This window comes from Tardiphaga sp. 813_E8_N1_3 (assembly GCF_051811025.1).
GTDB lineage: Bacteria > Pseudomonadota > Alphaproteobacteria > Rhizobiales > Xanthobacteraceae > Tardiphaga.
Window position 1 is genome coordinate 1,930,364 of record NZ_JBPWQE010000001.1, and the last position, 16,144, is coordinate 1,946,507.

Sequence of the window (16,144 nt, forward strand, 5' to 3'; positions counted from 1 at the left end):
CATGGCTTCCGTCATAAACGCGCCAACCGGGAGCCCGTTTACGGGCGCGCGTTTTAACGTCATCCATGGCCGTCCAGCCACTTATTCGGTGGGACTGCCGTGTTGGGCCAAGGTCTTGTTGGGCTTGGGTCCGATGGCGTCAGGCGGGGGAGTGTCCCGAGTGGCAAAGGGAGCTGACTGTAAATCAGCCGTCTTATGACTTCGAAGGTTCGAGTCCTTCTTCCCCCACCATTTTCAAATCGCTGACGAATTAGCCCTGCGGGGCAGTGGCTTGTAAGCAATTCCATTTTCGGTGTTTGTTTTCTTCGCGGAGCGGGCCTGCACGGGCCTAGTTTGAAGCCGCGGCCGATGGCGGCTTCCGCATGTTCGCCGTCTCAGGATCGAAGCCGATCGCATAGACGTCAGAGACGCCAGCGTCGCGCAGCTTCCGAAGTTCGCTGGCTGCCTGCTCAAGGGTCTGCACAGTACCGTAGAACACCTTCTCCGGCTGCCTCTGAGGGGTCCCGTAGATGCTGTAGGCCACGACCGAAGAACGCTCCGTTATTGTTCAGAAAGTTCCGAAAACATAAAGCAGCCGCCGGCAACTTGTCTATAAAATTAGACAACTGACCGTCGTTGGCCGTAGCCAGTTCTATCTGATCATCGCGCAGTTTCTCGATCAGCGGCCGGTTGGCCTGTTTGCTGTCGGTTACCCCAGGATAGATTGGTACAGAGCCAGGTAGCGATCTGCCATTCTATCGACGGTAAAGTGCTCAGAAACAGCCGCCCGGCAGGCGCGTCTATCCAGTTCGTCAATACGCTCAACCGCTTGGGCGGCTTCGATGGCACTATTGACCAGGAAACCTGTTACGCCATCTGTGATCAATTCGGGCATCGATCCGCGGTTGCGCGCGATCACGGGTGTTCCACAGGCAAGCGCCTCGACAACCGATAACCCGAATGGTTCGTCGAAATTGATCAAGTGAAGCAATGCCCGCGCGGATCCCAGAACGCGAGTTCGCTCCAGACCTCCGACCGGACCGAGATAAGTCGCGGACCGCCCCAGTGCTGGCGCCACATGACGTCGGTGATAGTCCGCATCCTGAACTATACCGGCCATGATGAGGTGGCGGCCAGCCGCTTCGGCAGTTGCTATCGCTTCGGCTGCGCCTTTGTCGGGATGAATGCGACCGAAGAATAGAAGATCATTACTGCCACGCGGATCGAATGGAAACTCGTCGATCGGAATGCCGTGATGAATGGTTGCCGCGTAGCGCAGGTCGGGATGGCGATTGGCATCGCTGATTGCGACGTAATGGACACGATCTTCGTATTCCTTGAAAACCGGAATGATACGGGCTGATGAAAAGCCGTGAATGGTTGTGACGATTGGCGTGTCTACAAGGCGAGAGAAGCCCAGCGGTACAAAATCTGCCTGATTGTGGATGATGTCGAATTCGCCGGCCCGCTCAAAGACATTCGCAACATGCAGGAGTTCCCACGCCTTGGCATCGAGCGACGAGTCTTCAGAGTATGGTGCCGGGACGACACCGGCGAGATGTCCCGACGTCAAACTGTCCTTCGTGGCAAACAGTGTGACGTCAACGCCCCGCACGAGCAGCGCCTCCGTAAGCAAGCTCGTCACGAGCTCCCACGGGCCGTAGTGCCGGGGAGGCGTTCGCCAGGATATAGGTGCCAACATCGCGACGCGCATCGTGTTTAGCCTCACAGGATCGATAGCGGACAGTCAGCGACGTCAATCCGGGCACGGATGTATGGCCGAAGGATTGGCTGAAGACCCGCTGTAAATTGGATTGACGCGACGACTCAGGAGCGCATGGTGAATGTCGTCGATGACTGGTTCGATGGTGTCATCATCACTGCAGAACGAGAGGCGCTCGGCCCATCGTCTGTCAAGAACACCGGCCGCCGCAGAACGGCGCGCAGCACCTTCAGATAAACAGGCAGGAAGCGACTTTTTGTAGATGCTGTTTCGAAAGTGAGGCTCGACATGGTGGCTATGTATCGCCAACCAAACCTGGAAGTCATCGTCACTCCACATCCGTTGCTTTTCTGGGAATGGCAGGTGCAGGACAATGGTGACCTGTTCAACAGTGGCTTTAGCAGTACGCGATGGAAGGCTCGGTATGATGGAAACGCGGCGCTTTTCGAGGTCCTGGCAGCCGGATTTTACTCTGAGCCTCTGTTTGACTGAAATTCAAAAGTGCCGCAACGCAGTCTTGCCCCAAGGCAATCCGATCTTGCCGGGTTAGCGCGGTTCTTCAATAGGGGCCCAGTGTGTGGGGTCAATCCGGGTGACGTTGACGCATCCTGCTTCAGCCAGGGTAATAATCCAGTCGCCGTCGTTCCACCATGCGCGGCAGGCAGTTCGCATTTTTTCCGCCTCGGATTCCATGGCATGATCCGAATTGTCATCGTATCCGCCAGCCAGGAATATGGGCGTTCCGTCTATTGGTGCGGTGTCTATAGGTTGCCAATTCAACGGTTCATGTCCTGTCAGTAGTCGAAGAAATTAAGCTGATGTGATCCGACGCGATGACGACGTGCCGCGCATGCGTTTCACGTCTGCCAGCCTGACGGAGGTCATGTGGTCGTTCGAGTGACTGGCTGCGAAGCGATAATGGCATCGAGTGCCGCTCTACCGAGTTGCCGCGCTTCATCTTCGTAAAGCGGCGATGGCATGTCGGCCATCGTATCCCAAGTCTTTCTGATTGCCCTTGTCGCAATCTCGACCGCTGCATCATATTCGGACTGTTCGCGACATCCGGCATGCTGCGGCGTGTGTTGAAGGTTGTTCACGGCACTGAATTCCAGCTCTGACATCGAGAACCCCGCTCAAGTTGAGATCGCGCAAGGTTTGGCTCCGTTCAACCCAAGGCTTCGCGTCACGCAGATTATGATGCGTTCTGACCGGAGCTGATTTAGCGCGACTGAATAACGATGGCGTCAAGCATAAGAAGAGCCACGAAGAGGGGCAGTAGCACCGGACGCACAAGCTGATCCCGGATAGATACTGATCTTCCGACGCTCTGACATCACCTCCCGCAATTCTGCTAGCGAGGCGCTTTGTTGGACTATTTCTTTCTGGGCTTTTCCGCTTCAGGGTGCATCAGACCCTTCATCGTCGGAGCTGCTGCGATCGTCTTGGCCTTGTCCTTCTTGGGCTTCTTTGCTTCGCGGTTGTTTCGTTGTTCGCCTTTGGGCATGGTTTCGTCCTCCGCCCGCACCGGGCTTCGATGACAATAGCACGTCAGTTGGGCTTCCCGGAGATTATGTTGCCTAAAGCCGCTGTCGCATCGCGGCAGTGCGGACGGATGGCTGTCGACCGGTTGTCCCGATAGCGGTTCCTGTATCCCGCTGGGAAGAAGCAAGGTTTGCTCGATTGACTCGTGGCGGAATAGAGCGCTGCTGTATTTCCAGAGACAACCGGGAGAACTGAAGTGGCGACTGGCGTAGTAAAATGGTTCAACGCGACGAAGGGCTTCGGCTTTATCCAGCCGGACGATGGCAGCAAAGACGTCTTTGTTCACATCTCGGCTGTCGAGAAGGCGGGACTGAGTACTTTGAATGAGGGGGCCAAGGTCAGCTTCGAGGAGGTGGCCAACCGTGGCAAGACGTCGGCAGAAAACCTTCGGGTTGGCTGATCGGGGCCTCTTTTTGCCTGGCGCCAGCCTCGGAACATAAATCCCTACGCGACTTGTCGGGCGTGAGTAATCCCGACCAGAGAATGTGAGGCCCCTGCATCAGCGGGGGCTTTGCTGACGTCATCTGCGCGCTAACGCTGCTGCGCCGTTATATCCCTCGCTCAATGTCACGCGCTTGTTGTTCCAGCTCGTCGGTGAGCTGCAGTATCTGACGTTGGGTTTCTGCGTCAGATACCCCGCGCGCCAGAGCGCGATACTTGGACATCTTGTTCCCTAGATCCCTGACATTGTTTCGCCGGTTGTCCATTGTCGTCCTCCACGACTAAGACTCCGGCAGGCCGAAAATGCGATCTCTGTCGCTCATGGAGCGATAGTCATTCTGCATCGTGTTCTGCGATCTGATGGAATGATGTTTCCCATTTTTTAGCGCCAGTAGAATTTCCTCCTTAAATCATGGGTCAACTGGACCGCTTCTGAAGCTGGCAGTAGTAATTCGGCCATAGCACCTCAAAATCATGTTCGGATCATTCGATGTTTGCGCTCCCGGTTGTCGCGGGTTTTGCGATTGGCGCCGTTTTCGGCGCGGTCGGTTTGCTGAGCGGTTTTTGCCTCATGAGCGGCCTGCGCGACTGGTGGGCGCATGACGACGGACGAAAGATCCGAAGTTATGCGCTCGCGCTTGCCGTTGCCGTGTTCGGTACGCAGTTCGTCGCCGGCATCGGCGTGGTCGAGATCGCGAAGTCGCTTTACCTGCAGCCGTCATTCTCGGCGCCGTTGATCTTCATCGGCGGACTGTTGTTCGGCCTCGGCATGGTGCTGTCGAATGGCTGTGCGTCACGTGCACTGGTGTTGCTCGGCAAGGGAAATCTGAGATCGCTGGTCGTGATCGCGGTTATCGGCGTCACTGCGCAGATGACCTTGAAGGGCTTGCTCGCACCGATGCGGCTGTCGATGCTGCAATGGACGCAGATGACGCCGGGTGCGAATTCAGTGCCGGCGCTGCTTGGAACTCTAGGTCTGCACGAAGCGACCGCGCGTATCGCGGCAACGCTGATCGTCGGCGGCGCGCTGCTGGTCTTCGCATTGTCGCATCGCGAGCTTCGGCGTTCGCCGGGGCAGCTCGTGGCAGGATTGGTGATGGGCCTGCTGGTGGTCGCGGGCTGGCTGGCGACCGGCTGGCTTGGAGCGGATGAGTTCGATCCGATTCCGGTGGCGTCGCTCACATTCGTGTCGCCGGCGGCCGATACGCTGCAATTCATCATGCTGTCGACGGGCATGACGCTGAATTTCGGAATTGCACTTGTTGCGGGTGTGTTCGTCGGCAGTCTGCTGACCGCGCTGCTGACAGGCCGGTTTGAATTCGAGGGCTACACCTCCGCGCGTCATACCGGCCGCTCGATGGCCGGCGCGGCGCTGATGGGGATCGGCGGCGCGATGGCCTATGGCTGCTCGATCGGGCAGGGGCTGACGGGCTTGTCCACGCTCGCGCTGCCATCCTTTGTGGCCGTCGCCGGCATCTTTGCGGGCGCTGCAGTTGCGATCCGCGGTCTGGCGCTGCGTCCGGCGTTTGCGGCGCAATAAGAGGCTCCACATACGCTTTGTGAGTTTGATTGCGCCGGCGCAGGGTGATTGCTAATCAATCCTCTGATCGTCAGAGGTTTTGCGCGCGATGACTAAGCGAAGACTGTTTTTCTGTCTGTCGGTTCTTGCGCTGGTGCTATGTGCGACGCCGCCGCTCGCTGCGCAGACACGGCCCGCCAAACAGGATGCCGCTCCGGACAAGCCCTTCGCCGAGCATTTCATCGCATTGCAGCTGTCGGATTCCGATCCGAAGAAAGAACGTCTCGTTCTCAGCGTCGCCAGCAATCTCCTGAAAGCCTATGGACCGGACAAGGTGGCGGTTGAGGTGGTCACGTTCGGCCCCGGCATCGATCTGCTGCGCGACACCAACGAACATCGTGCGCTGGTCAATAGTCTGGTGACCCAGGGCGTGCGCTTCAGCGTCTGCGGCAATACGCTGGATACCATCGAGCGCGACACCGGCAAGCGACCGGCGCTCAATCCGCATGCGGTGGAAGTGCAGGTCGGTGTCGGTCATTTGCTGGATCTGACAGAGCGCGGTTTCACGATCGTGCGGCCCTGAAATTGTACGTCCCTGGAAAAGGAGTTTTGAGATGCGATCATTGTTGAGATCAATTGCCGGAGCCGTCCTATTTGCGCTGATCGCCTCAGTCGGCCATGCCGCGGATGTGAAGCAGCATCGTGTCGCCATTCAGGTCAATCAGAACGATCCGGCTCTGATGAATCTGGCGCTGAACAACGCGACCAATGTCATGGAGTTCTACAAGGCCAAGAATGAGGACGTGCAGATCGAGATCGTCACCTACGGTCCGGGCTTGCACATGCTGCGCGACGACACCTCGCCGGTGAAAGACCGCATCAAGCAGATCGTCGATGCGAGCTTCCCGTCCAGCGTCAAATTCATCGCCTGCGGAAATACCAAAGAGGGCATGGAGAAGCGTGAGGGCAAGGCGATCAGCGTCGTATCCGAGGCGACGGTGGTGCCATCGGGCGCTGTCCGGCTGATTGAGCTGCAGGAAGCCGGCTGGAGCTACCTCAAGCCCTGACGCTACAGCCCGGTTCTGATTGAATCAGAACCGGGCTCTGGCCTTTTTGTTTTGACGCGTTTTCTTGACGCGAACCGGTCTCCACTTCGCTCGAAAACACTATGACTACTTGGACGGCGGCGCTTTCCGCGCGAGCAGCAGCCAGTTGCGCTGGATGAGGTCGCGCGGCGAGCCATCGACCAGGATAGCGATGCCGATGCGCGCGCCGAGCACCATGCCGCCGACGGCAATTGGCCAGGACAGCGCCAGCATCGATCCCGCGGTAATGCCCTGACCGATGGTGCAGCCGCCGGCCAGGATGCCGCCGATACCCATCAGGCAGGCGCCGACGAGATGGCGGCGCATTTCGTGATCGTCGTCGAAGGCTTCCCAGCGCAGTTCGGCGGCGAACCACGCTGCAGCCCAGGCACCGGCAATGACGCCGAACACGCTGCCGACGCCGAAATCGGCGAAGTTCGCGACATTCAGAACCCCGGCATACAGTGCCTTTCCGATCGTCGATACGAATGTCAGGCTTTGCGGGCGCGGCGGCCCCACGAAATCGTCGTTCAATCCCACCGTAACGATCCAGCCGGCAATCGTGAGCAATCCGAGTGCGACGCCGGCAGTGAGCAGGCGCGGGGCGCGGCGCAGACGTTTGTCGCTGAGTGCCAGCCAACAGAGGCCGCTGCCGACAATGATGGCGAGCGGCACGCGCAGATCGCGGCCGGTCGCTTGCGTCAGCAGCGATGCAAAGTCCGAGCGTATGCCGTTCGGCATGCGGATCGATAGCTGCTCAAGCACGCCAATGCGAAGATCGGCGAACAGTCCGCGCAAGGTCGCATAGGCTGTCGCACCCAGCACGAGGATCACGATCAGGCTCCTGAGATCGCCGGTGCCGAGCCGGACCAGCGAGCCGAAGCCGCAGGTGCCGACCATCGCCATGCCGGTGCCGAACATGATGCTGCCGATGACGATCGCAATGAGGGGCAATGCGGTGGGAACGTAAGTGGTGTGTTCTGGCGCGAGAAAGCCGGACAGGATCAGTGCCTGGGTGCCGAGCATGGCGACGCCAAGCGCCAGACCGAAAATCTTGAGGCGACGGTTGTCACCGCCCATCAACGCGTCTTCAATCGCGCCAAACGTGCAAAGGCGCGCGCGTCGTGCGGCAAATCCCGCAGCAACGCCGATGGCAAAGCCAGCCAGCGCCGATAACCAAGCAGACATGTTCTGCATGGGTTTCCTCCCGATGTGAGGCGCGCTGGCCTTACGGGCCGCGCTCCTCCGCCTGCCGGATCGGCGGCGTTATTTTTTCTTGGTCGGCGCCGGTGTGGCGCAGAAAATATCATAGATGACCGAGATGACGCTTCGCACGTCGTCATTGGCCAGGCTGTAATAGATCGTCTTGCCGTCGCGGCGGGTCTCCACCATGCCGTCGTAGCGCAGACGCGCGAGTTGCTGGGACACCGCTGACTGCCGCAGCGACAGGATGTTTTCCAGTTCGGATACCGACCGCTCCCGCTCCGCCAGCAGACACAACAGCAGCAGGCGGTTTTCGTGCGAGATCGCTTTCAGGAAGTTGCTGGCCTTACGGGCCTTGCGCATCAACTGGTCGAGTTCGGGCGAGTATTCCGCGCCGTCGCGCAGTTCGTCTTCGAGTTCGGATGGAATGATGGAGGCCATGGCAGCGCGCGTATCCCGCGAATGTTTGAAGAGGATCAGGAACGATTGGCGTTGGGCTGTGAGGTGGTCAGTCTGGCAGCATACTTCCCGAGCAGGCTCCAGAAGGATTCGTCGTTCATGTAGCCGGTGATGCGGCCGATCTCGCGGCCGTTGTCCACGATCAGAAAGGTCGGTGTGAAACGCACCGGGGACGCCAGTGCGACGCCCGGCGATTTGTCGCGATCCATATCGATGCGGCGCAGCGGAAGAAGCTTGGCTTCATCGGTCTTGTCGTAGACAGGAGCGATTTCGCGATTCCAGCGCGCGCACCAGACGCAGCCATCGCGTTCGAACATCAGTAGCTCGGACGCATCAGCGATGCACGGCGACAGCGCCGCAGTCATCACCAACAAAGTTGCGATCAACGAGGTTTTCAGAGGCAATTTCCACGTCATGTGTTACACATACACGAATTCGAATATTTATGCCAGAACCGGATCCGCCGTGGTGTCGTCAATCTCGTTCCTTGGTGCCCTGGGCGCAGGGCTGTTGTCGTTCCTGTCGCCATGCGTTCTGCCGCTGGTGCCGCCCTATCTCTGCTTTCTGGCAGGTGTCAGCCTGGACGAACTCGACGATCGCGGTGGTCAGGCCGGCTGGCGACCGAATAGACGCGTGGTCGCATTGTCCTTTGCGTTCGTATTGGGGTTTGCGACGGTCTTCGTCGCTCTGGGCGCATCGGCATCGCTGATCGGCAAGGCGATCACGGCGCATTTCGAGACACTGGGCATCATCGCCGGTCTGCTGATCGTCATTCTCGGGCTGCACTTTCTGGGCGTCTTCAGGATCGGGCTGTTGTTTCGCGAGGCGCGCTTTCAGGCCGTGCGCAAGCCGGCGGGATTTCTCGGTGCCTATCTGGTCGGGCTTGCCTTCGCTTTCGGATGGACGCCCTGCGTCGGGCCGGTGCTGGCTGCCATTCTAATGGTCGCAGGTGCTGAAGGCGCACCGGCGCAGGGCGCGCTTCTGCTTGCGGCCTACGCGCTCGGCATCGGCATTCCCTTCATGCTGGCGTCGCTGTTTTCGGCACCTTTCATGCGGCTGATGGTGCGGCTGCGTCAGCATATGCTGGCTATCGAGAAGGTGATCGGTGCCGGTCTTGTCCTGACCGGCGTTCTGTTTTTGACTGGCGCAATGCCGCGCATTTCAGGTTGGTTGCTGGAGACCTTTCCGGCCTTTGGTACGGTCGGGTGATGCGGATCGGGAGGATCGAATGTCTGAGGTAGCTGGTGTGATCACCCGACGGCATGCGCTTGCCGCACTCGGTATCGGCATGCTCGGATTACGAACGGCGCCGGCATCTGCGAAAGCGACGCTCGGCGACGACGGGCTCTATCAGATGGACTGGTATCTGGAGAGCTTTCTCGATCTCTCCGAAGATCTGGCTGGCGCGACCGCCAAGGGCAAGCGCTTCGCGATCATGTGGGGGCTCAAGGGCTGTCCCGCCTGCAAGCGCATGCATGAGAGCTACATGACCGATCCGAAGATCGAGACCTATATCCGCGACAATTTCGAGATCCTGCATCTCAATCACATCGGCGCACGTGAGGTGACGGATTTCGATGGCCGCAAGCGCGGCGAGAAGACCTTCGGCGAATCCTACGGCATTCGCTTCACGCCGACGATCCAGTTCTTTCCGGAGACCGTCGCGGGACTGGCATCGAAAAGCGGGCAGGCGCGGGAAGTCGCGCGGATGCCCGGACTCCTGGAGCCGGTGGAGTTTCTCGCGATGTTCCGTTACGTGCGCCAGAAGGGCTACGAGACGGCAACGTTTCCGGAGTGGCTGAAAAAGCAGGCGTAGGCGAAATCAAGCTTAGAGCGTGTTTGAGAAAAGGGTCCGGCTAACAAAAGAAGGTCGAACCAGATTGCGTGCATGGCCTCAGCGAGTCTCGCCCGCCCGACAAGGGGCGGCGGCCAGTATGCGGGCGACATGCAGGAACTCGCGTGGGCCGACCCAGCTGACGTTCCAATTCCCCGCCACTGGCACTTGGCGCTTGTGTGCGACGACCATCGCCTTTTTGGGGATGACGAGGATGTATTGACCGTGGACGCCCCACGCCATGTAGGCGCCGTTCAATGGCGAGCCCGGCGGCTCTTCAAGGAGCCACCACAGATAGCCATACCCGAATCCGCGTCGCGCCGTGCGGGACGGGTGCATCAGTGCGGCGGGCGTTGTCTGCCGCGTTATCTCTGCCACCCAGTCGGCCGGAACCAGTTGCTGTCCGTGCCAGTTGCCCCGGCTCAACATCAGGTAGCCTAGGCGTGCCATGTCGCGTGTGGATAGGAAGAAGGGATAGGCTAAATGCTCTGATCGTCGGGCGTTTCCACTGTGCGCATGGCGGATGAGGTCAAAATCTTCGAGCTGCAGGGGCGTGGCGAGATCGTCAGCAAATGTTTGGTAAATGCCGCGCCCGGTCAGGCGCTCGAAGGCGGTGCCGGCCGCGTTGAAGTCCCAATTGTTATAAAGAAAGTACCTGCCCGGCGTTTGCGATCCGCGCGGCGGTGCGGCAGCTGCATCATCGCCACCGTTGGCGGCCGCGTGGTAGACACCCGAGCGTGAGGTGAGCAAGTCGCGCAGCGTTGCCTGTTGCTCCGTGGGTAGCAGGCCGCCGACATCGTCGATCCCCAAGTCAGCCAGCGTGCGATCGAGGTTGATAGTGCCGCTCGCCACGTACTTGCCGTACAACATCGACAGCACGCTCTTTCGCACCGAGAACACAATGCTGACAGTCTGGACCGGGCCTTCGCTCAACAGCACGCGACCGTCCTGCACGGCCATCAGGGCCGTCGTGTCCAGCGTGCGCACGTAGTCGCGGGCGGTCTTGAGATCGTCGCGGCAGGTGCTCCCCAATTCCGACTCGGGGATCTCCTCCCACGACACGTCCGGAAAGTTGATCGGTGCAGCGGGCGTTGTTGTCGTGAACCCGTGGATGAGTAGAAGCACAAAGGCGCAGCACATTGCCCACAGGCGCATTGAGCGAGCGATTTGATGCATAAGCCTAGTGTGTCTCAGAGCGTATTTAAAAAGCTGACTGTTTTCTAATGAAGCATGCTTCTCAACGCGCTTAAAGCCTACACTTCTCAATTCGCGTTTATCGTGATTCATCGGGCGTCGGACCAACGGCGCGAGCCGACGCGATATGCCGAAGAGAAACCAGCGCGGCGAGGCTACGATACACAGCTGACCGACGCACTCTGGCCCTGATCGCGACGGCGGCAAGCTGCCGCTCAAAGCCTCATGTAGGCGCTATCCGCTCATCGTCCGCATCTTCGCCGATGGCGACTATGCCGGTCGCCTTGTGCAATGGGTCGCGGACAAGACCTACATCCCCCGCTTCTCTCAAACACACTCTCAGAAATCAAGTTTGTCCTGGATCGCGGCAATGCCCGCCTTGGCGCAGGCCTCGTCGGCATCGCCACCGGGGGCACCCGATACGCCGATGGCGCCCAGCATTGCACCGCCGCCTTCGATCATCATGCCGCCACCAATGATCACGACATTCGGCAGGTTGCGCAGCCCGGCTTGCATCATGCCGGGCTGGCTGATCGCGTTGAGTTCGGTGGTGCTGTTGCGGAAGGTCGCGGAGGTCCATGCTTTTCCGGTCGCCGTCGGTGGCGTGTGCGGCCCGGCAAAGCGATCGCGCAGCAGGACTTGCGGCGTGCCGAAGCGATCGACCACGGCAACGGCGACCTGGTAACCGCGCTTCTGGCACTCCTTTAGCGCCGCACGCGCGGCGTCGAGCGCCACCTCAAGTCCGAGGGATTTGTAGCTGACGACGGCTTCCTCGGCCCTCACTGCAGATGATGCGAGCATCGACAGGACGACGGCAATCCATGCGTTTCGCATCGTCATGTCGATTCCCTCTCAGCTTCGGTTACTTGTTGACCGGCGATTCCGGATCGAACAGGAAAGCCACGATATCCTTGATCTGCTGCTCGCTCAGTACCTTGTTGACGCCGAAGCGCGGCATGTTGGAGCAGGCGAACACGGCTTGCGAGTCGTAGACCTTGGTGAAGGCGTTCTTGATTTCCTGCGGATCGTATTTGCGGTCCTTGCCGTAATTGGTCAGGCTCGGCCCGAGCGTGCCGTAGCTGACTTCCTTCTGCTCCATCTGATGACAGGCGTAGCAGTTGCCGCCGCTGACAGTGTCAGGTGGATCCGAGAACTGGCCGCCGCGACCGTTATTGGCGATCTTGGCGCCTTCCTTCCAGTTGCCGAGGAATTTGCCGTCGGCGGGATACACCACCCGCGCCATTTCGCGCGCGGTGATCTTTTCGGCCTCGGCGCTGGGAACTTCATTGTGATAGGAGTTGCAGGTCTTCAGCGTTTCGTCCGGCTCGATGCGCGCCTGCCATTCTGGCGGCGCCTTGCCGAAGGTGGATTTCATATAGGCATCGACGAGAGCTGGATCCGGCGCCTTGGCGGTTTGCGCTGATGCAGTCGTCGTCGAGAAGCCTGCTGCGAGAACGAGCGCGGCAAGTGTCAAAATGCGTTTCATCCCGGGCTCCTTATCGCTTGATCGATGGGACGTTGAGTTCGCCGGCCACCGCTTGTTTCTGCAGGAAAGAGGTGAGGGCGGTTATGACGTCCGAGCCGTATTCCGGCACGGGCCAGCGTTGCTGACGGAAGCAATCCCACAACCGATGCTGCATGGTGCGCAGCGCGCCCTGCGAGACGCGATAGGTCGGCCAGCCGCCCATGGTTTCCTGCGCCGGCTTGCCGGGCTTGGAGAAGTTCGGCAATCCCTGCAGCCGGATGCGCTTGCCTTCGTCGGCATGGCAGGTGGCGCAGGAGAAATCGTTGACGCCGCCGCGGCGATAGAACAGCGCTTCGCCGACCGCCACCATCTCCTGTTCCTTGGGATGGCTCAGCGGAATGTTGATCTTCATGCCGTTCGATTTGTTGGCGATGTAAGCGACGAGGTCTTCCATGTCGGATGCGCGGCCCGGGCCTGAAAAGCGCCGTGCGATGACATCCTTGGTATCAAGTCCCTGAATGTTCTGCATGCACCACAACAGGCGCTGCTCGAGGTCCATGACCTTGTCGGCATCTGCGAAGTAGCGCGGCAACTGCGCGAAGGCGCCTTCGAGCTTGCCGGCGCCGAGACCGAGATTGCAGGTTTCGAGCGAAACATTCTTGGTGCCGCGGGCTTCGCCCCACAGCGCTTCGCCGCGGTCAACGGCGAGATAGCCGGGATTGGACATCGGGTCCGAGATCATCTCGCGATAGCGTTCGATCTCTTTCTCGCTGGCGTCCTGGGCGCAAACGCCGAAGGTGCCCGCGCAGAGTACCAGAATGGCCGCTGCTGCTGACCGGATGGCGGTCTTCCTCATTTGTCCCCTCCCACATCGCCGTCTCTGCGGCAGCTGTGCATTTCAGATCTTTACATTCAAGAAAAAGAATATAATGATATGTCCCAGATAAGATAGATCAGACTTGGAATCGTCAAGCGATACTATTGTAAAGGGATCGTCCAAATCCCGCAGGAGGATACACTCATGGTTCTGAAGTCGGTCGAGAAGACCCGTCGCGAAACGCTGGCCATGGCCGCGATCGCCGGTCTCGCAGCAATCCTTGCTCCCAGACTGTCGCTGGCCGACGAGCAGGCCGTCGCCGCCGAAATCAAGAAGCTGTATGGCGACAAGAAATTCGAAAGCGGCAAGATCAAGCTCGACGTGCCCGAGATCGCCGAGAACGGCCTTGTGGTCCCGGTCAATGTCGATGTCGAAAGCCCGATGACCGACGCCGATTACGTCAAGTCGGTGCATGTGTTCGCCGAGGGCAATCCGTTGCCGGCCGTCGTCAGCTACCGGTTCACGCCGGCTTGCGGCAAGGCCTCGGCATCGACCCGCATGCGTCTTGCGGAAACCCAGAACATCGTCTGCATCGCCGAAATGTCCAACGGCAAGCTGCACATGGCCAAGGCCAATGTGAAAGTCACGATCGGCGGCTGCGGCGGCTAGTCGCGCAGCTTCGTTCACAGAACAGATTTATCAGGCGAGGACTTTCCCATGGCAACCAAACCAACCCCGCGCGTTCGCGTTCCGACCCAGGCCAAGCCGGGCGAGCTGATCGAGATCAAGACGCTGATCTCTCACGAAATGGAATCCGGCCAGCGCAAGGATGCGGCCGGCAAGGTCGTGCCGCGCAAGATCATCAACAAGTTCACCGCGGCTTTCAACGGCAAGACGGTGTTCGAGGCCGACTGGAATCCCGCCATCTCGGCCAATCCCTATCAGTCGTTTTTCTACAAGGCTGCCGAGTCCGGCGAATTCACCTTCACTTGGAAGGATGACGACGGCTCCGACTATGTCGCAACCAACAAGCTGACCGTGGCCTGACGGATTGCAGACTTTGAATCGCAGATCTTGGAATCGCAGATCCTGGATCTGACGTTCTTCTGAACATTCACCCTTCCATACCGGAAGGGATCATAGGTGGATCATGATATCGAGGCGGGATTTCCTGCAAGCGACGGCGGCTGCGTCTGCGCTGACGATCGGAAGCGGCCTTGGCCCGCTCGGCCGCGCTGCGGCGCAGCAGCGTTTGACGCAGGCCGATATTCTGCGGTTCGATCCGCTGGGTACGGTGACGATACTCTACGTCGCTGACACCCACGCGCAATTGATGCCGCTGCACTTCCGCGAACCATCGGTGAATCTCGGCGTCGGCGAAGTGAAGGGCATGCCGCCGCATCTCACGGATGCCGAGTTTCGCAACTACTTCAAGATCGCAGCCGGCTCGGCCGATGCCTTCGGGCTGACGGCCGATGACTTTGTCGCGCTTGCAAAGAACTATGGCCGCATGGGCGGCATGGACCGTATCGCCACGCTGATCGGCGCCGTGCGCGCCGAGCGCGGCGACGACAAGGTGCTGTTGCTGGATGGCGGCGATAGCTGGCAGGGCAGCTGGACGTCACTGCAGACCAAGGCGCAGGACATGGTCGATGTGATGTCGGCTCTGAAGCTCGATGCCATGGTCGGCCATTGGGAATTCACCTATGGCGCCGAACGCGTCAAGCAGATCGCCGATAGCGCCCCCTTCGCCTTCCTCGCGCAGAACATTCGCGACAACGAATGGCAGGAGCCGGTGTTCGAGGCGCGCAAGATGTTCGAGCGCGGTGGCGCCACTATTGCCGTGATCGGTCAGGCACTGCCGCGCACGGCCGTTGCCAATCCGCGCTGGATGTTCCCGAACTGGGAATTCGGTATTCGCGAGGAAGATATCCAGAAGCAGGTCGACGAAGCGCGCGCTGCCGGCGCCTCCATCGTGGTGCTGCTGTCGCATAACGGTTTCGACGTCGATCGCAAGCTGGCCGGCCGCGTGAAGGGGCTCGACGTTATCCTGACGGCGCACACCCATGACGCCATGCCCGGCCTGATCAAGGTCGGCAACACGGTATTGGTCGCAACCGGCTCGCATGGCAAGTTCGTGTCGCGCCTCGATATCGAGGTGAAGGACAAGAAGGTCTCCGATATCCGCTTCAAGCTGATGCCGGTCTTCGCCGATGCCATCAAACCTGATGCGGCGATGACTGCGCTGGTGGAGAAGGTGAGGGCACCTTTCGCCAAGGATCTGGCACGCGAGATCGGCAGGACGGATTCGCTGCTGTATCGCCGCGGCAATTTCAACGGCACCTTCGACGATCTGATCTGCAACGCCATGATGTCCGAGCGCGATGCGGAGATCGTGCTGTCGCCGGGATTCCGCTGGGGCGGCACGCTGATCCCCGGCGATGCGATCACCTGGGAGCAGATCACCAACGCCACCGCGATCACCTATCCGAATTGTTATCGCAACCAGATGACCGGCACGCAGATCAAGGAAGTGCTGGAGGATGTCGCCGATAACATCTTCCATCCCGATCCGTATTTCCAGGGCGGCGGCGACATGGTCCGCATGGGCGGCATGGGCTATGCGATCGATATTTCCAGACCGATGGGATCGCGCATTTCCGCGATGACCCACCTGAAGTCCGGCAAACCGATCGAGGCGAGCAAGACCTACACGGTCTCGGGCTGGGCCAGCATCAACGAGAACACGCAGGGACCGCCGATCTGGGACGTGGTCGCGGCGCATGTGGCGAAGGTCTCTACCGTCAGGATCGAACCCAACACCGCGGTCAAGGTGACCGGGGCCTGATTCAGACGTCGCATTGCAGAGACAGGAAAGCTTGT

Annotated in this window: 20 protein-coding genes and 1 tRNA gene; 10 read left to right on the forward strand and 11 right to left on the reverse strand. The window is 59.8% G+C overall.

From position 1 onward, the window contains the following. Positions 1-145: 145 nt before the first annotated feature. Positions 146-231: transfer RNA gene (locus tag AB8A33_RS09050), tRNA-Tyr, on the forward strand. Positions 232-328: 97 nt separating this feature from the next. On the opposite strand, the gene AB8A33_RS09055 is transcribed toward AB8A33_RS09050, so the two are convergent. The 4 genes from AB8A33_RS09055 to AB8A33_RS09070 form a co-directional block, all read right to left on the reverse strand. Then, positions 329-523, reverse strand: coding sequence for a hypothetical protein (locus AB8A33_RS09055; protein WP_439092435.1), 195 nt, complete (start codon positions 521-523; stop codon positions 329-331). A gap of 165 nt (positions 524-688) precedes the next feature. Continuing rightward, a complete protein-coding gene (locus tag AB8A33_RS09060; RefSeq protein ID WP_439092436.1) occupies positions 689-1,624 on the reverse strand; it encodes a glycosyltransferase family 4 protein in 936 nt (311 codons plus the stop codon). Between the two features lie 959 nt (positions 1,625-2,583). Next, positions 2,584-2,823: a hypothetical protein gene (locus AB8A33_RS09065; RefSeq protein ID WP_439092437.1), complete on the reverse strand. Its 240-nt coding sequence runs from the start codon at positions 2,821-2,823 to the stop codon at positions 2,584-2,586. 251 nt (positions 2,824-3,074) lie between these two features. Then, on the reverse strand, positions 3,075-3,206 hold the full coding sequence (locus tag AB8A33_RS09070) for a hypothetical protein (protein ID WP_286144528.1): 132 nt from the start codon (positions 3,204-3,206) through the stop codon (positions 3,075-3,077). Between the two features lie 234 nt (positions 3,207-3,440). Here AB8A33_RS09070 and AB8A33_RS09075 point away from each other — a divergent pair, with 234 nt between their 5' ends. The 4 genes from AB8A33_RS09075 to AB8A33_RS09090 all read left to right on the forward strand — a co-directional run bounded on the left by AB8A33_RS09075 (position 3,441) and on the right by AB8A33_RS09090 (position 6,271). Continuing rightward, on the forward strand, positions 3,441-3,644 hold the full coding sequence (locus tag AB8A33_RS09075) for a cold-shock protein (RefSeq protein ID WP_115029484.1): 204 nt from the start codon (positions 3,441-3,443) through the stop codon (positions 3,642-3,644). Positions 3,645-4,175: 531 nt separating this feature from the next. Further along, the gene (locus AB8A33_RS09080; RefSeq protein ID WP_439092438.1) at positions 4,176-5,225 is read left to right on the forward strand and encodes a YeeE/YedE family protein; all 1,050 of its coding nucleotides are present in this window, start codon (positions 4,176-4,178) and stop codon (positions 5,223-5,225) included. 88 nt (positions 5,226-5,313) lie between these two features. Beyond that, positions 5,314-5,787: a DsrE family protein gene (locus AB8A33_RS09085; RefSeq protein WP_439092439.1), complete on the forward strand. Its 474-nt coding sequence runs from the start codon at positions 5,314-5,316 to the stop codon at positions 5,785-5,787. 31 nt (positions 5,788-5,818) lie between these two features. Beyond that, on the forward strand, positions 5,819-6,271 hold the full coding sequence (locus tag AB8A33_RS09090) for a DsrE family protein (protein WP_439092440.1): 453 nt from the start codon (positions 5,819-5,821) through the stop codon (positions 6,269-6,271). A 105-nt stretch (positions 6,272-6,376) separates the two neighbouring features. Here AB8A33_RS09090 and AB8A33_RS09095 read toward each other — a convergent pair whose 3' ends face one another. The 3 genes from AB8A33_RS09095 to AB8A33_RS09105 form a co-directional block, all read right to left on the reverse strand. Beyond that, the gene (locus tag AB8A33_RS09095; RefSeq protein WP_439092441.1) at positions 6,377-7,486 is read right to left on the reverse strand and encodes a YeeE/YedE family protein; all 1,110 of its coding nucleotides are present in this window, start codon (positions 7,484-7,486) and stop codon (positions 6,377-6,379) included. A gap of 69 nt (positions 7,487-7,555) precedes the next feature. Then, complete coding sequence (locus AB8A33_RS09100; protein ID WP_068731992.1) at positions 7,556-7,933, reverse strand: ArsR/SmtB family transcription factor; 378 nt, start codon at positions 7,931-7,933, stop codon at positions 7,556-7,558. A gap of 35 nt (positions 7,934-7,968) precedes the next feature. Next, positions 7,969-8,367, reverse strand: coding sequence for a thioredoxin fold domain-containing protein (locus AB8A33_RS09105; RefSeq protein WP_439092442.1), 399 nt, complete (start codon positions 8,365-8,367; stop codon positions 7,969-7,971). A gap of 49 nt (positions 8,368-8,416) precedes the next feature. Between AB8A33_RS09105 and AB8A33_RS09110 the strand changes: the two genes are divergently transcribed. Together AB8A33_RS09110 and AB8A33_RS09115 are read left to right on the forward strand one after the other, a co-directional pair. Beyond that, entirely contained in the window at positions 8,417-9,160 is a 744-nt protein-coding gene (locus AB8A33_RS09110) for a cytochrome c biogenesis CcdA family protein (RefSeq protein WP_439092443.1), read from the forward strand. Between the two features lie 19 nt (positions 9,161-9,179). After that, complete coding sequence (locus AB8A33_RS09115; RefSeq protein WP_439092444.1) at positions 9,180-9,767, forward strand: SoxW family protein; 588 nt, start codon at positions 9,180-9,182, stop codon at positions 9,765-9,767. A gap of 78 nt (positions 9,768-9,845) precedes the next feature. On the opposite strand, the gene AB8A33_RS09120 is transcribed toward AB8A33_RS09115, so the two are convergent. From AB8A33_RS09120 to soxA, 4 genes are all read right to left on the reverse strand, one after another. Next, a complete protein-coding gene (locus AB8A33_RS09120) occupies positions 9,846-10,961 on the reverse strand; it encodes a serine hydrolase domain-containing protein (RefSeq protein WP_439092445.1) in 1,116 nt (371 codons plus the stop codon). Between the two features lie 357 nt (positions 10,962-11,318). Further along, a complete protein-coding gene (locus tag AB8A33_RS09125; protein ID WP_439092446.1) occupies positions 11,319-11,819 on the reverse strand; it encodes a GlcG/HbpS family heme-binding protein in 501 nt (166 codons plus the stop codon). A 22-nt stretch (positions 11,820-11,841) separates the two neighbouring features. Next, a complete protein-coding gene (soxX, locus tag AB8A33_RS09130; RefSeq protein ID WP_439092447.1) occupies positions 11,842-12,465 on the reverse strand; it encodes a sulfur oxidation c-type cytochrome SoxX in 624 nt (207 codons plus the stop codon). A 10-nt stretch (positions 12,466-12,475) separates the two neighbouring features. After that, entirely contained in the window at positions 12,476-13,300 is an 825-nt protein-coding gene (soxA, locus tag AB8A33_RS09135; RefSeq protein WP_439092448.1) for a sulfur oxidation c-type cytochrome SoxA, read from the reverse strand. Positions 13,301-13,465: 165 nt separating this feature from the next. Here soxA and soxY point away from each other — a divergent pair, with 165 nt between their 5' ends. The 3 genes from soxY (at position 13,466) to soxB (ending at position 16,109) form a co-directional block, all read left to right on the forward strand. Further along, entirely contained in the window at positions 13,466-13,930 is a 465-nt protein-coding gene (soxY, locus tag AB8A33_RS09140; protein WP_115029461.1) for a thiosulfate oxidation carrier protein SoxY, read from the forward strand. Between the two features lie 48 nt (positions 13,931-13,978). Next, entirely contained in the window at positions 13,979-14,308 is a 330-nt protein-coding gene (gene soxZ / locus AB8A33_RS09145) for a thiosulfate oxidation carrier complex protein SoxZ (RefSeq protein ID WP_089264796.1), read from the forward strand. A 103-nt stretch (positions 14,309-14,411) separates the two neighbouring features. After that, the gene (soxB, locus tag AB8A33_RS09150) at positions 14,412-16,109 is read left to right on the forward strand and encodes a thiosulfohydrolase SoxB (protein WP_439092449.1); all 1,698 of its coding nucleotides are present in this window, start codon (positions 14,412-14,414) and stop codon (positions 16,107-16,109) included. The last annotated feature ends 35 nt before the right edge of the window (positions 16,110-16,144 follow it).

Coding starts and splice junctions, on each gene's coding strand:
- AB8A33_RS09065 (WP_439092437.1), bottom strand. CDS start 2,823: ATGTCAGAGCTGGAATTCAGTGCCGTGAACAACCTTCAACACACGCCG.
- AB8A33_RS09070 (WP_286144528.1), bottom strand. CDS start 3,206: ATGCCCAAAGGCGAACAACGAAACAACCGCGAAGCAAAGAAGCCCAAG.
- AB8A33_RS09080 (WP_439092438.1), top strand. CDS start 4,176: ATGTTTGCGCTCCCGGTTGTCGCGGGTTTTGCGATTGGCGCCGTTTTC.
- AB8A33_RS09085 (WP_439092439.1), top strand. CDS start 5,314: ATGACTAAGCGAAGACTGTTTTTCTGTCTGTCGGTTCTTGCGCTGGTG.
- AB8A33_RS09090 (WP_439092440.1), top strand. CDS start 5,819: ATGCGATCATTGTTGAGATCAATTGCCGGAGCCGTCCTATTTGCGCTG.
- AB8A33_RS09095 (WP_439092441.1), bottom strand. CDS start 7,486: ATGCAGAACATGTCTGCTTGGTTATCGGCGCTGGCTGGCTTTGCCATC.
- AB8A33_RS09100 (WP_068731992.1), bottom strand. CDS start 7,933: ATGGCCTCCATCATTCCATCCGAACTCGAAGACGAACTGCGCGACGGC.
- AB8A33_RS09105 (WP_439092442.1), bottom strand. CDS start 8,367: ATGACGTGGAAATTGCCTCTGAAAACCTCGTTGATCGCAACTTTGTTG.
- AB8A33_RS09115 (WP_439092444.1), top strand. CDS start 9,180: ATGTCTGAGGTAGCTGGTGTGATCACCCGACGGCATGCGCTTGCCGCA.
- AB8A33_RS09120 (WP_439092445.1), bottom strand. CDS start 10,961: ATGCATCAAATCGCTCGCTCAATGCGCCTGTGGGCAATGTGCTGCGCC.
- AB8A33_RS09125 (WP_439092446.1), bottom strand. CDS start 11,819: ATGACGATGCGAAACGCATGGATTGCCGTCGTCCTGTCGATGCTCGCA.
- soxX (WP_439092447.1), bottom strand. CDS start 12,465: ATGAAACGCATTTTGACACTTGCCGCGCTCGTTCTCGCAGCAGGCTTC.
- soxA (WP_439092448.1), bottom strand. CDS start 13,300: ATGAGGAAGACCGCCATCCGGTCAGCAGCAGCGGCCATTCTGGTACTC.
- soxY (WP_115029461.1), top strand. CDS start 13,466: ATGGTTCTGAAGTCGGTCGAGAAGACCCGTCGCGAAACGCTGGCCATG.
- soxZ (WP_089264796.1), top strand. CDS start 13,979: ATGGCAACCAAACCAACCCCGCGCGTTCGCGTTCCGACCCAGGCCAAG.
- soxB (WP_439092449.1), top strand. CDS start 14,412: ATGATATCGAGGCGGGATTTCCTGCAAGCGACGGCGGCTGCGTCTGCG.